The sequence below is a fragment of the Vibrio sp. L85 genome, from assembly GCF_963871815.1.
GTDB classification, from domain to species: domain Bacteria; phylum Pseudomonadota; class Gammaproteobacteria; order Enterobacterales; family Vibrionaceae; genus Vibrio; species Vibrio harveyi.
The window spans coordinates 153683-167913 of sequence record NZ_CAWMYL010000011.1; the positions used below are offsets into that span (position 1 = coordinate 153683).

General features: G+C 48.0%; 8 protein-coding genes. 7 read left to right on the forward strand and 1 reads right to left on the reverse strand.

Annotated elements, in window-relative coordinates; all coding sequences use genetic code 11:
- Window positions 1-17: 17 nt before the first annotated feature.
- From AACR11_RS01930 to AACR11_RS01960, 7 genes are all read left to right on the forward strand, one after another.
- Window positions 18-1628 carry a peptide ABC transporter substrate-binding protein gene (locus tag AACR11_RS01930; protein WP_029791043.1) on the forward strand — a complete coding sequence of 537 codons (1611 nt, stop codon included), beginning with the start codon at window positions 18-20 and terminating at the stop codon, window positions 1626-1628.
- Window positions 1629-1792: 164 nt separating this feature from the next.
- On the forward strand, window positions 1793-2713 hold the full coding sequence (oppB, locus tag AACR11_RS01935) for an oligopeptide ABC transporter permease OppB (protein ID WP_029791045.1): 921 nt from the start codon (window positions 1793-1795) through the stop codon (window positions 2711-2713).
- Between the two features lie 9 nt (window positions 2714-2722).
- Window positions 2723-3655 (forward strand): ABC transporter permease subunit, encoded by a 933-nt coding sequence (locus AACR11_RS01940; protein ID WP_005439955.1) that lies wholly within the window; start codon window positions 2723-2725, stop codon window positions 3653-3655.
- A 9-nt stretch (window positions 3656-3664) separates the two neighbouring features.
- Window positions 3665-4648 carry an ABC transporter ATP-binding protein gene (locus AACR11_RS01945; RefSeq protein ID WP_029791048.1) on the forward strand — a complete coding sequence of 328 codons (984 nt, stop codon included), beginning with the start codon at window positions 3665-3667 and terminating at the stop codon, window positions 4646-4648.
- Window positions 4649-4657: 9 nt separating this feature from the next.
- On the forward strand, window positions 4658-5653 hold the full coding sequence (locus tag AACR11_RS01950; RefSeq protein WP_029791049.1) for an ABC transporter ATP-binding protein: 996 nt from the start codon (window positions 4658-4660) through the stop codon (window positions 5651-5653).
- Window positions 5650-7446, forward strand: a complete 1797-nt coding sequence (locus AACR11_RS01955; protein WP_079325511.1) for an aminopeptidase P family protein — start codon at window positions 5650-5652, stop codon at window positions 7444-7446. Before AACR11_RS01950 ends, AACR11_RS01955 begins: the two co-directional genes overlap by 4 nt.
- Window positions 7447-7841: 395 nt before the next feature.
- On the forward strand, window positions 7842-11552 hold the full coding sequence (locus AACR11_RS01960) for a M66 family metalloprotease (RefSeq protein WP_029791054.1): 3711 nt from the start codon (window positions 7842-7844) through the stop codon (window positions 11550-11552).
- Between the two features lie 115 nt (window positions 11553-11667).
- On the opposite strand, the gene AACR11_RS01965 is transcribed toward AACR11_RS01960, so the two are convergent.
- Window positions 11668-14112: a collagenase gene (locus AACR11_RS01965; protein WP_029791056.1), complete on the reverse strand. Its 2445-nt coding sequence runs from the start codon at window positions 14110-14112 to the stop codon at window positions 11668-11670.
- Between the last annotated feature and the right edge of the window lie 119 nt (window positions 14113-14231).

Below are 14231 nucleotides of genomic sequence, written 5' to 3' on the forward strand. Positions count from 1 at the left end.
AATCGAGTGAGGAAAGGATGAAACTACCCAAGCTACTTTTGTTGGCATCTATCATGAGCCCAATGTTTGCCGCTCCGACTTACGCCGTGCCGTACCCATCGGGCGTGACACTCGCCGAAGCACAAGAGATCACGCTTAATAACGGTGCAGAAGTGACGTCTATCGATCCGGCGAAGCAAGCAGCTGAGCCCGCATTTAACCTTGGTCGAGACTTGTTCGAAGGGTTAACCATTCAAGACAAACAAGGAAAAACCATTCCCGGCGTTGCGAAATCTTGGTCGGTGAACGACAACAATACGGTCTACACCTTTCAGCTTCGTGATGCAAAATGGTCGAATGGTGACAATGTCACTGCACAAGACTTTGTCTACAGTTGGCAGCGCCTACTCGACCCCAATACGGCTTCCCCTTACGCTTGGTTTGCCGCGATTCCAAACATCCAAAACTCACAAGCGATTATGAAAGGCGAAGCAACACCGCAAACACTTGGCGTAAAAGCACTGGACGAAAAAACCTTCCAAGTGACGCTTGAAAAGCCAATTCCATTTTTTATCAAGCTGCTTAGTCATCCGGTTCTTGCTCCGGTGCATCAAGCCATGGTTGAAAAATACGGCAGCAACTGGACGCAACCAAAACACATTGTTACTAATGGCGCGTTTACCGTTTCTGAGTGGAAGGTAAACGAAAAAATGGTGATGGTGAAAAATCCATATTATTGGGACGCAAGCAACGTCGTGTTGGATAAAATCACGTGGCTGCCGATTGGTGATGCCAATGTTGTGCTCAATCGCTATTTAGCGGGGGAAATAGACCAAGTGATGTCGATTCCTTCTGCGCAAAAGAAAAAGCTGATCACCAAGCTGCCACAAGAAGTCGCAGACACCAGTGCGTCACTTGGCTCGACGTTTTATTACCTCAACACCCAGCAGGGTCCAACCAAAGACCTGCGTGTTCGACAAGCCCTATCCTATGCCATTGATCGCAAGATCTTAACCGACGCAATTTTAAGAAACGGTGGTATCCCAATGTTTACCTTGGTGCCGCCACAAACCGATGGCTTTCAATCACACACCCCAGAATACGCGACATGGACAACAAATCAGCGTATCGACAAAGCCAAACGCTTATTGGCACAAGCTGGTTATAACAAAGCGAATCCACTCAAACTCACTTTCACTGTTCCTACCTTTTCTAAAGACGTGAAAATGGCAACAGCAATGGCAGGCATGTGGAAAAGCCGCTTAGGCGCGCAAATCACCATTAAACAACTCGAGCCTAAAGTGTTCTACGCATTAAAAGAGCCAACTGAAATCACTCGTGGCGGCTGGACTGCAGACTACAACGAAGCTTCAACATGGCTCGATATCTTCGTCTCCAATGGCGAGTATAACGATTCACGCTACAACAACCCCAAATATGATGAGTTGATGTCGCGTTCTAAAACCATGAATGATCCCTCAAAGCTGTATCTACAAGCAGAAAGCATGCTGATTGAAGATATGGCGATTATCCCGGTTTACCGTCCAGGCAACGATCAATATTTGATCAAGCCTTATGTTGGTGGCTACGAGCGTACTAACCCCGAGTCCTCGTACTACCGCAAGAATGTCTATGTGAAAGTCCACTAATGGCATGCTTTTGGCCTGAGTCGGCTCGGTAACACGCACTGACATTGCGAGTACATGGCATATCGTGTCGAACTTCTCTTCTCTCGGTGATGAGCTCAGGCCAATTTTTTTCTCTTTCTCGACGTGACGACATGTAACGTCGAATGACCAAAGGATGATGGATCATGATTTGGTACATTCTCAGACGATTAGCCATCGCGATTCCGACGTTGTTGTTTATCGCTTTGGTCTCTTTTTGGTTGATGCATATCGCACCCGGTGGACCGTTTGACATGGAGCGTCCTATGCCGGAGGTGGTTCGCGCTAACATCGAAGCCAAATTTCACCTCGACGAACCATTTTTGGTTCAGTTCTGGATTTATATTACCAACTTCGCTCAAGGCGATTTAGGACCAAGTTTTGTCTATCAAGACTTTACGGTGACTCAGTTGGTCGCTCAATCTTGGCCGGTCTCTGCCCTGCTCGGCGTTCTTTCTTTTTGTATCTCAGTGCCACTCGGCATGTTGCTCGGCACCATTGCTGCGTTAAAGCGCAATAGCCGCTTAGATTACGGGTTGATGACCCTTTCCATGACGGGTGTTGTTGTGCCTGCTTTCGTCCTCGCGCCAGTATTGGTGACGATATTTGCGATTCATTTAGATTGGCTACCTGCCGGTGGTTGGGAAGGAGGACAGCTCGCTTTTCTCGTACTACCAGTGCTAAGCCTTGCGATTGGCTCTATCGCCAGTATTGCTCGTGTTATGCGCGGCGCCATGATTGAAACACTGAATCAACCTTATATTCGCACTGCAAAAGCCAAAGGGTTATCGACTGCATACATCTTGTTCCACCATGCACTGCGACCGTCATTGATCCCCGTCGTCGCCATGCTGGGTCCAGCTTTTGTCTCGGTTGTCACAGGCTCGGTCATCATCGATATCTTTTTTGGTACTGGCGGTATGGGTCAACACTTTGTCTCCGGCGCACTGAATCGCGATTACGGCTTAGTCATGGGTATTACTCTCATCGTTGCTTCACTGACGATCTTTTTCAACCTTGTGGTCGACTTACTCTACACCGTTATCGACCCGCGTATCCGAGTTTAGGAGCCGAGCATGTTATCGATTAAAAAGCTGGATACTCAATCCTTACAAGACCGAGTTGTTGATAATATCGAAGCTGTAGAAGGTCGAAGTCTATGGCAAGACGCGTGGACTCGCTTTCGCAGAAATCGCGCGGCAATGACCTCTGTTTACGTGCTCGCGTTCATCATCTTGTGTATCACCTTTGGTCCTTCACTTGCTGCCTTTGGGCATGATGAGATTGATTGGAACATCCTCGCTGACCCTTACGAGTTGGGGAAGCCCTCTTTGAGCAGCGGGCACTATTTTGGTACCGACGACCTAGGACAAGACCTGTTTGCCCGCACGATGCAAGGTGGTCGCCTGTCGATTTTGGTTGGCTTTGTTGGTGCCTTGGTTGCCGTTGTGATTGGCACTATTTGGGGCAGTATTTCTGGCTATCTTGGTGGTGTGGTAGACAGCGTAATGATGCGCATCATCGAAGTGCTCGACTCAGTGCCATTTATGTTCATGGTCATCCTGTTTGTGACCTTATTTGGCAACAACATCTATCTGATCTTTATCGTGATTGGCATGGTGTCATGGCTGGGTATTGCCCGAGTGGTACGGGGCGTAACCTTCGGCATCAAAAAGCGCGAATTTATTGAAGCAGCACACTCCATCGGCGTATCTAAATTCACCATTGTGCGTCGTCATGTACTGCCAAACGTGCTTGGGATCGTGATGGTTTATTCGTCCTTAATGGTGCCCGGCTTCATCATGTTTGAATCCTTCTTGAGTTTCTTAGGCTTAGGTGTTCAACCGCCAGACACCAGTTGGGGAATCTTGATTTCAGAAGGCGCAAAAACCATCGATGTGGCATTGTGGATGCTACTTTTCCCATCGCTGTTTTTGGTCGCAACCCTGTTTTGTTTTAACTTCATCGGCGATGGTTTACGCGACGCCCTTGACCCGAAAGATCGATAAGGACTTCCCATGCTATCAATTGAAAACATGAACGTGCGCTTCGATACGCCAGACGGACAAGTGCAAGCGGTCAGCAACCTCTCCTACACAATTCAAGCGGGAGAAACGCTAGGCGTCGTTGGCGAGTCCGGCTCAGGCAAAAGCCAATCGGTATTTGCGCTAATGGGGCTAACGGCTGATAACGGGAACGTCTCGGGCGAAGCGCGTTTTCATGGCGAGAACTTACTCGCGATGTCGAAGAAGCAACTCAACCGCATTCGCGCAGAGAAAATCGGCATGATCTTTCAAGATCCGATGACCTCTCTTAATCCATTTATGAAGATTGGCAAACAGCTCAGTGAAGTGCTGATGGTGCACAAAGGAATGAGCCGAAAACAAGCCATTGCAGAATCCATTCAGATGCTGGATGCAGTGCGTATCCCTTCTCCGGAAACGCGCATGAACCAATATCCACATGAGCTTTCTGGCGGCATGCGCCAACGTGTAATGATTGCTATGGCGTTGCTATGTAAACCTGAGTTACTTATTGCCGATGAGCCCACAACCGCACTCGACGTAACAGTACAAGCGCAAATCCTGACGCTATTGCGTGAGTTACAACAAGAGTTCAACACCGCCATCTTGCTCATCACTCACGATATGGGCGTGGTCGCTGAAATGTGTGACCGAGTTTTAGTCATGTACGGCGGACAGAAAATGGAACAAGCAGATACGGACACGTTATTCACCCAGCCAGCTCACCCGTATACTCGAGGGCTTCTAAAGGCGATCCCATCGATTACCGAAGACATGCCTCGTTTGCCAACCATTGCCGGTAACCCACCGAGCGCCCTGATCAATCACAAGGGCTGCCCGTTTAGAGAACGCTGTGACTATCGTGAACCACGTTGCCAAACACAAACACCTCGGTTCGCGCCCCTTAACGGACGCCAATCCATCGCCTGTCATGTAAAAGCGCAAGGCAGTATTTCTCTTATTCATCAATCGGCTTAAGGAAACGTTATGACCCAGCAAGAAGTGTTATTGTCTGCCCGCGACCTGAAAGTCCACTTTCCAGTATCGCGCCATATCATTCCTAGTCGAAGAAAGATCGTCAAAGCGGTGAATGGCATTGACTTAGATGTGTACCGAGGCGAAACCCTTGGCATTGTCGGCGAATCCGGCTGCGGCAAATCCACATTGGCGCGCGCCCTACTTCGTTTGGTTGAACCGACACACGGCGCCCTGACATGGAAAGGTGAGGATATGCGTGGCTTTGGCAAAAACGCACTCGCCCTTCGTCGTCGCGAATTCCAGATGATATTTCAAGACCCGTCAGCTAGCTTAAACCCACGCTTAACCATTTCAGAATGCATTGCCGAACCACTACTAACGCACGAACCAAGGCTCAAACGCGCCGAAGTCGAAAAACGAGTCATCGCCATGATGGACAAAGTAGGACTACTCGCAAGCCAACGTAACCGCTATCCGCATGAGTTTTCTGGTGGTCAGTGTCAACGTGTCGGCATCGCACGAGCGTTGATTCTTAACCCCGACTTGGTGGTGTGTGATGAACCCGTGAGCGCACTTGATGTGTCCATTCAGGCGCAAGTGATCAATCTACTCGATGACCTCAAACAAGAAATGGGACTGACGCTGGTAATGATTGCTCACGATCTCAGCGTGGTACGTCATATTAGTGATCGCGTAATGGTGATGTATCTGGGTAAGCCGATGGAAGTCGGACGTTACGACCAAGTATTTGATGATGCGCAGCACCCTTATACCAAAGCGCTGCTTTCTGCTGTGCCAATCGCTAATCCTCAATTAGCACGCAACCGCGAGATCCAATTGCTGCCCGGAGATCTCCCTTCCCCGCTCAGCCCTCCGAGCGGTTGCGTCTTTCGAACCCGATGCCCAGAAGCAACCCAACTCTGCGGGCAGCAAAGCCCTGCAAAAATCGGCTCTGAGCAACATCATATCTATTGTTCAAACATGATTTCAGGAAGTCTTTCATGAATACAACAAACTCGGTAAATCAACGTCTTTCATCGCTGCGAGATGCGATGGCAACTTATCACGTTGCAGCTTATATCGTAACGAATAACGATCCTCACAATAGTGAATACTCTGCGGATCATTGGGCAGGTAGAACATGGATTTCTGGTTTTACCGGCTCGGCAGGCAATGTTGTTATCACTACTCATGGCGGTGGATTATGGACCGACGGTCGTTACTACATTCAAGCTGAAGAACAACTTCATGGTACTGGACTCAACCTATTTAAAGCGCGTCAACCAGAGACGCCAAGTATTCCCAAATGGTTAGCCAGCACGTTAGAAGCCAATAGTACCATCGCGTTAGATGGGCGCTCTATCAGCTATGCATTTTACCAAGAACTCAATCAAGCGCTTGAGCCTAAAAACATCCAGATTATCCTCGACCTCGACTTACTGACACCAATCTGGCATGACCGCCCTAGCAGACCAACTGAAAAGATCTTTGAACACCCTGTCGCCTTTGCAGGCATAGAGACCAAGCAAAAGCTGGCAGACCTTCGCTCTTGGCTTGGCGATAACCGCGTTGACAGTTTGTTGGTGTCAACGTTAGACGATGTAATGTGGACGCTAAATATTCGCGGCGCAGATACTCCTTACTGCCCGGTATCTGAAGCGTATCTTGTGGTGGAACAAACGCGCGCTACCGCATTTATCGACAAAGCGAAATTACCAGCTGAGATAGAAAAGCAGCTCAATGAGCAAAGTGTCAGCGTTCGTCATTACGACTACGTGAGCCAATATTTGAATCAGCAATGTGAAGGGCTGTCTCTCGCGTTTAACCCAAGCTACACCGACAGTTTATTGGTCAGTGCAATTGAGCAAAACGTTTCACTAAAGCCAATGGCTTGCCCGGTCACCGACATGAAAGCCAGCAAAAACCCGACCGAGCTAGCCAATCTCGAGCAGTCATTGAAGGACGATGGTGTGGCAGTAGTGCGGTTCATGAGTTGGCTAGAAGACCAAGTCCCAAGTGGGCTTGTTACTGAATTGTCTGCTGAGGCGCAGTTAAAAAGTTATCGCCGTCAAACTCGCCATTATGTGAGCGACAGTTTTCGCACCATCGCAGGCTTTGCTGCCCATGGTGCCAAAATGCACTACGCTGCCGATGAAGAAAGCAATGCCGTCATCAACGAGACCAACTTCTTTCTTGTCGACTCTGGCGGTCAGTACCTTGGCGGCACTACAGATATCACCCGTACTTTCCATTTCGGGTCACCGACCATTAAACAGCGCAAAGACTACACCTTAGTGCTAAAAGCGGTCATCCGACTGACTCAGACTCGATTTATGAAAGGCTCTACGGGTGCCAATCTCGACATCATGGCTCGCGGTGTGTTGTGGCAGCATGGCATCGATTATAAATGCGGCACGGGACATGGCGTTGGCATTTGCTTAAATGTTCATGAGGGTCCGCAAAACTTTTCGCAAAGCCATCGCGAAGTGGAACTGAAACCAGGCATGGTGATCACCAACGAGCCGGGCGTGTATCGCGAAGGTGAATACGGCGTTCGTATCGAGAACATCTTGAAAGTCGTGGAAGTCGAGCAAAACGAATTTGGCACATTTTACGGTTTTGAGACCATTACCCTCGCCCCAATTGCCACCAGCATGCTCGATGTCACCTTACTTAGCCAAGACGAAGTGGATTGGTTAAACCACTATCACACGCAGGTTTACAAAGCGCTCAGCCCATCATTAGATGCGCATGACAAAACTTGGCTACAAGGTGCAACCCAGATGGTTGAAAAATAGCGTTTTATTCATCTCTAATTTCATTTTCATTTCAAACTCTTGTTAATTTCAAATAACTTAGTTTGATTGCCAGTCCTCGGGCTGGCTTTTTTCATTTAAAGTCTAACTTATTATAAAATAAAGGCATTTTATTAAATTACTATATAAGGAACCCTATTTTGTATAGATAGATAAATACGAATTTGGACATAAGATATCAATTCGATTTCGTGATCAAATCAGAGCTGGAAGCAGAGTCACAAGTCCGATTTATCCCACCTATTTAAAACTCAAATCCCATCAGATAATCAAATTTATCATCCGTTCATATTGAAATGGATGATGCAACTCCCCTAAGTGCCGAGCTTCTGGCGGCATGTTTAATGTCTATTCCATTGGCAAAAGTAGAGTCTAATATGAAGAAAAACACGCTCGCTTGGCTGATCTCATCCTTATTAGGAAGTACAGCCGCTTTCGCAAACGCGAACCACGACCTAACCTTGGTCGAAGTTGGTAAACAAACCTTTGAACGCATAGAAATGCTCAAACAGTTAGCAGACAAAGGTCAAGGCACGTCCCAACGTGATGGCGAAACCTACCTTGATTTTCAAGGCTATGAATACTGGGTTAACTTTGATGGCTACCCTAACTTCCCATTCTTATTCAGCGATCAAGACCAAGCCTACCGCAACGTGGTGGACTTCGTCGGTCCTGAATGGGAATTCATCATGTACAACGGTGGCTTCTACCTGATGCACAAAGAGTTTGGCGTGATGAACCCAGACGACACAGGCTGTTACGTAGAATATATCCCTGCAGCCCGGGGCTCGAAGCGTCCAAATGGCGAATACATTTGGCAGTCAGATATGATTCAAAACATCGAGACTTCTGACTGTGGTGACCTATCTGCGCCAAGCATCAATGCATTGAACGTAGCCAGCGTTTCAGATCAAGGTGTTCAACTAAAATGGGCTACGCAAAACGCGAATGACAATGTGGTTTTGACGTTGACCGAATCGGGTTCAGAGCCTGTTCGTTATGACAACGTTCACTCTGGCTTGTTCATTGGCAACCTGAAACCAGACACTCGGTACACGGCGGAGCTTTCTTCGTGCAATGCGATTGATTGTATCGAGCCACAAAAAATTGAGTTCACGACAAGTGCCGCACGCCTTGGTTACGCAGATGAATTGCCGCTAGTAAATCATTTGAATGGCGATTTGACTGGTTCTATCCATTTTGCTCAAACCCATACGACCACCGCCCCAAATCAAAACGATGTTAACCTGTTCCCTGACTTGGTGATCGACCGTGAAGCTCTGCTTTTATTCACGCCAGAAGACAAAAACGTTCAACAAGTTTGGGTAGAAGTGAGCTTTGAAGGCACAGTAATCACTCGCCTTCCAATGCTGCCACCAAGCGCGCTTGCGGCTTCTGATCAGCCAGATAATGGACGTTCTAAAGTGGTATTCTCCCATCACGCGTGGTCACTGCCGCTGCAATGGGATTGGATGAAGCCAGGCTTGTCACTGCGCTTAACCGATAACACCGATCGACAAGGCGATTTAGCTGCTAATGAACTTGTATTTGGCGGCGCGCCGGAGCTTATCATTCAAAACATCGACATGGGTATGCTCACGGCGCCGCGTGATGGCAACACCATGATCAAAAACATGGCAAAACTCAGCGCCGATTACTTCCAGAAAATCCCAGCATCTAAACTGGTGATGGCGGATTACACTGCCGCTTATTTCCCGAAAGTGACGCTGCCAAACGGTAAGGTTTACACCACAAGCTCAGACGGTGAAGGTGGTTGGCACGGCGGTGACATGCGTGAAGCCATTGGTAAAGCACTGGTATCTACAGGTGTGAATAACGCGAATGTCGGCATTACCGATAGTGCTGGTTATTCGCAAGCTTACAATAAACGCTTCAACCATATTACTGCGCACACCAACCGCGGCGTGTACACCAACGGCGTTATTGACCATGGCGGCAGTGGTGGTGGCGGCATAGTGACGTTAACGGCAACAACAGGTAACGAATGGTCGCACGAACTGGGACATAACTATGGTCTCGGTCACTACCCTTGGTATGCTTCTACGCACGATTTAGAATCTGGTTGGGGTTGGGATGCTCTGCATCGCCGCTTTATCGGTAACTTACACTGGACCGGTGAAGCCACGACAAACGATGTGGGTGGTGAAGTGGTGCCACCATTTGCGGGTGAATTCCGCTTTATGCGTGACGCTCAAGCCGGTGGCGAAGCCGCACTATTAGGCACTATTAGTCATTACACGTTAGAGCATCCTTCTCAGTCTCGCCGTGTACAAACTTGGCTCAATAACGGCTTTAACGTCAATTTAAACAGCTCGACTGGTTATGTTCGTTGGAATCAAGAAAGCCAAAGTTACGAAGAAGCACAAACCGACACGCCAGTACCTACTGCAGCAGGCGTGCCTGTTGTCACCATGTTAGGCATTTACGATCCGCGTAACGAACTTGCAAGCCAAGTTTACCCGCTGATTTACTCCAACTACGGCAACGTGTTTGAGCTGCCTTCTTCACCAGACGTAACTTATCATCCGGAAGGCTGGCAAGCGGTGTATTCTTTGTCTGACGAGCAAATTCAACAAGATTTGTGGCAGACGATGAAGGTCAACAATCAGCAGGCTCGTATTTGTCAGTTCACCTACACGGCAAGCAACGGCGAAACTGCAAACTTCGTCGGTACAGTCAGTGCGGATATGGCGCGTTGTGAAAGCAGCGAAGATATGTACTGGAACATCAATGGTCAGCGTGAGCGCATGATATCTCAAGATCATGACTATTCACTGCTGTCTAAATACGGTGAAGGTGCTGTGACTTACACGCCGAACACCGAAATTGGTGAAGTGCCACTTTGCGTGCTTGATAAATCTGGCACGAGCCATGATGGTGCGGGCTACTTTACCTCTTCCCATTGCCAACAGTTTAGCGGCGTGAAACACAACAACGGAGCAGATTGGCGTTACGCACGACATCAAGGTGGAATGCATCAACCGAGTATGATCTCTCAACGTAGCTGTGCAGTTACTGTGGAGCGCCAAGATGGCTCAGTACAGAACATTGCGGTTGCAAGTAGCCGATTAAACGACTCACAAAGCAATAAGTTCCACTTTAACCTAGAGCAACTGCCACTACCGACTCGTGTCACCTTAAGTTGTACTGACGTGAATGGTGAACAAGTGCTAGATAGCTTGATCCCTGATCAAAACCCAGCGATCGATAAGCTTGTTGGTCCTATCTTTGTTGGTCAGGAGCACGGTTACAAACAATACGTTGATGAACAAGTCATGTTTGCCGACAACGCAGCGTTAAACCGCATCGACTTTGGCTTTGTGGCTGACTTCGACAAGTTCGTAGCAGACTACTACGGAGCGGGTGTGCTGAACAATGGTGAGACAAGCGCTGAACGCCGCGCTGGTTCACTTTACGTGCACCCTAACCCAGTCACTGGCACTCGCGATTACTTCCTAATGCGTGATATCTCTGCGGCGGATTTCCCAACCAATCAAGCAAACAATGAAGGCTGGAAGTACCTAGGCTCAGCGGAAAACCATGTCCAGTTTGGTTTTAACCCACTGAAAGTCGATCGTAGTAACATCGACAATGCACAGCGCATTGCCAACTACTTCAATCAACCGCAGTTGCTAACGTGGGAACAAGCGAGTTCAACGGCATGGGGACAATCTGAGAACGCTATTTTCATTGATACCGATGAAAGTGGTGAGCGCCGCTACTTTATGCAAAAACGCCCGGGCGTAAACAGTGCGCTGCCAGCTCAAAACACCTCTGACGCTGATTGGCGCTTTATTGGTAGCGATACGGATATTGAACAGTACATTGCTGAGCTCAACAGTGACCTAGCTAAGTTTGAAGCCGAAATCTTAAACTGGCACAAGCAAGATCGCATGGGAGTTTGGGGCGAGAACAACAACACGGGAACGATAAACGATATTTACGTGTACCACTTCCGTGGTGGTTACCATTACTACCGCCTCATTGACGGCAAGTACTGGTACTTCCCTTGGCCAACGGAGGCGAACCCAAACAACGCTGATTGGCAGTACTTGGGGCACTTCTAAGCCTTAACCGATATTCAATATGAATAAAAACGCCCAGCACAATGTAAACTCGTGCTGGGCGTTTCATTTTCTGTTGTTACTAGGACCAGTTGATCTTAATTAACAGAAACAATGTTTACTGACGACAACCTGAGGTATCAAAGTCCACTACAATCGCGGCATTTTCAAACTCACCAGAGACTTTAACATACCCCCAGTAATTGCGCTGATTGGACAAGGTAATACACTCAGCATTACCCGCATTGTCTGACCACGCATGGTGATTTGAACCGTTTGGCCAACCATCATTGCTGTACTCAATTTTCAGGTCGCCTATCCCATTTGCCGTGGTGATTGCCATGCTGGTGTGCTCATTGACCGCTGGGATACTCAACCAAATGGTTTGTTGCGTCGCCAAACACGCCGCTTGTCCCACAGTTAAGCGTCCACCACTGATTTTACTTTGCACTGCACAATCTTGTGGTAGCGCATCAGAACCGCCCTGCGCCGTAATAGTAAGACTGTGTGTCGTGCTTGCGGTTAGCCCATCATTATCAGTCACGGTTAAGCTGATCGTGTACTGCCCTTCACTGCCATATTGGTGCGACGGCTGGGTTTGTGTGCTGGTCGTGCCATCACCGAAATCCCACAAGACGCTGACGATCTTCCCGTTTGCATCCGTGCTGTTTTCACTGCTAAATGTAATGCTTTCACCGACTTTACCCTCACTGTTTGCGGTTATGACTGCATTAGGAGCATCACCAGAAACAAGAGCTTGTTGCCACTGTTCAAACTCGCTCTGGTATAAGATTGCCCACTGATTAATGGTTGCTTTGTAATTTGCCCAGTTACCCTGACGAGTTTCTATCAGCATTTGATTTACGTCGTCTTTATGTCGCTCAAACATGAATCGAACCGCCAAGTAACCCCAGCGATAAATTCTATCGACATCAAAGCCATCATAACTGGTCTCAAAGATCTCGCTGAGCGTAAACGTTGACCCATCTTTGATGGTGTCTATCGCAGCTTGGTTATCGTTCTCCTTCGACACATATTCGGCAATGCCCTCACTCCACCACACGATTCTTTCAGTTGGATGACCGAAGCCACCATAAAGGTCAAATCGTCCATCAAGGTAATGAACATACTCGTGCTCTAGGTTCCACACAAAGTGATCTGGGTTGGCGTAAGGCGCTTCATAAGCAACAAAATTAGGGATGTTCCCCGGCGTTGCTGGATCGCCCTCAAGGTACATTCCCCCATTGTTGGTACTGATGTTAAAAATCGGTCCAGCGTATTTGCCGTAATCATCGCTTGAATCAAAGATATTGACCTGCAACTGCGTGTTGTAGTCATCCGCAACAGGCTGTCTTCCTGTCTCAAGTGAAGTGTGGAAATACCCCTCTTCGTACCCCATCTTCGAACAAGCCGCGACGTGCTGATCTTGCGTCATGTTCTGCGACAAAATACGAATGGTAGGACTACATGTGTACGATTGAGAAAGCACCAAACCTTTCAACTGGGACTCAAAGTTACAAATTCCATAGTCACTACAATCCGCGTAATAAGAGACCGTATCGGCAGCGCCAAGCCAAATGACATCGCCTCTACCGTACATCTCGTATTGAGCAAAGATCTCGGTCAGTTTGCTTTTCACTGTACTGGAAGCACTACCGGAATATTTGGTTAATCGTCCTAACTCACGACCAGCATTCGCTGCCATAAACTCATCACTAGCACCGATAGCTGACGAGCGTAGCGCAAAGTCCCCTAGTGCTTTAACAAGCTCAGTCTGATTACCAATGGCTTGCACAAATTGCTCATTCCACTGACCACCAAACAAAATGGTAAATACGCCATTCACTGCATTCCGCATGTACCAGTTCTGAGCGTATTGACTATCCCAGCGAGTGAGCCACTGCGTAACCTGTGGTAGGTAGGCATGCTGCAGACCTGCACTGTCCATAGTGATAATGACTTCACTGAGCACCTTGCCATGGGAGTCACTGTTCTCATAGAAGTTCGCATTGTTAACGAAGGCATCGACGGCTTCTTTTACTGCAGGGGTCACCCAAGAAAGAAACGAGACCTTGCTGTTGTAAAACTCAGCGTAATAACCTGCTCGTAAATACAGGAACAAAGCTTCAAGCTCATCACTGCCGCCCCCAGCGTAGGCTTTCGCTAAATTGGTCGTGTGCTTTGCAATGTTGTACATGTGCCCAGATTCGAACGCAGCTTCTTGTATTCGACTCTCGGCTGAGAAAAGCGCATTAACACAACTTGCTCCTTGGGTTTTGATTGCGTTGAGCACATCGTTGCTACTGTTCGAAGTGAAAGCTTCTACATCACAAACGTTTGCTGCCTGCTCCGCAGACCGAGTAGAAAGGGTAAGAAGGGTCGGTTTCGGTTGCTGGGGAAGCAGCTTAGTTGGTGCATAATCTGGCAACGCTCTATCATTACCGTGTTGATGAGCGTGATGTTGATATATTTCTGTGACTTGCTGCGATGGCTCACTTAAAGCAAGCGCATTCGTACTAGCAAAGAAGGTCGCTATTGCGACGGTGAGATTTTTTAGTTCCATCTTTATTCTTCTATATGATGAGTTCCTTAAATGCCGTTACCACTTAGGCATCACCATTTACTCTTCTCACGACAAAGAGCACTCTCATATAAGGGCGATTGAGCTTTAAAATAAACAAA

Bases quoted from the DNA above. Each gene is read 5' to 3' on its own strand.
- AACR11_RS01950 (WP_029791049.1), top strand. From the start codon at position 4,658: ATGACCCAGCAAGAAGTGTTATTGTCTGCCCGCGACCTGAAAGTCCAC.
- AACR11_RS01955 (WP_079325511.1), top strand. From the start codon at position 5,650: ATGAATACAACAAACTCGGTAAATCAACGTCTTTCATCGCTGCGAGAT.
- AACR11_RS01965 (WP_029791056.1), bottom strand. From the start codon at position 14,112: ATGGAACTAAAAAATCTCACCGTCGCAATAGCGACCTTCTTTGCTAGT.
- AACR11_RS01945 (WP_029791048.1), top strand. From the start codon at position 3,665: ATGCTATCAATTGAAAACATGAACGTGCGCTTCGATACGCCAGACGGA.
- AACR11_RS01960 (WP_029791054.1), top strand. From the start codon at position 7,842: ATGAAGAAAAACACGCTCGCTTGGCTGATCTCATCCTTATTAGGAAGT.
- AACR11_RS01930 (WP_029791043.1), top strand. From the start codon at position 18: ATGAAACTACCCAAGCTACTTTTGTTGGCATCTATCATGAGCCCAATG.
- AACR11_RS01940 (WP_005439955.1), top strand. From the start codon at position 2,723: ATGTTATCGATTAAAAAGCTGGATACTCAATCCTTACAAGACCGAGTT.
- oppB (WP_029791045.1), top strand. From the start codon at position 1,793: ATGATTTGGTACATTCTCAGACGATTAGCCATCGCGATTCCGACGTTG.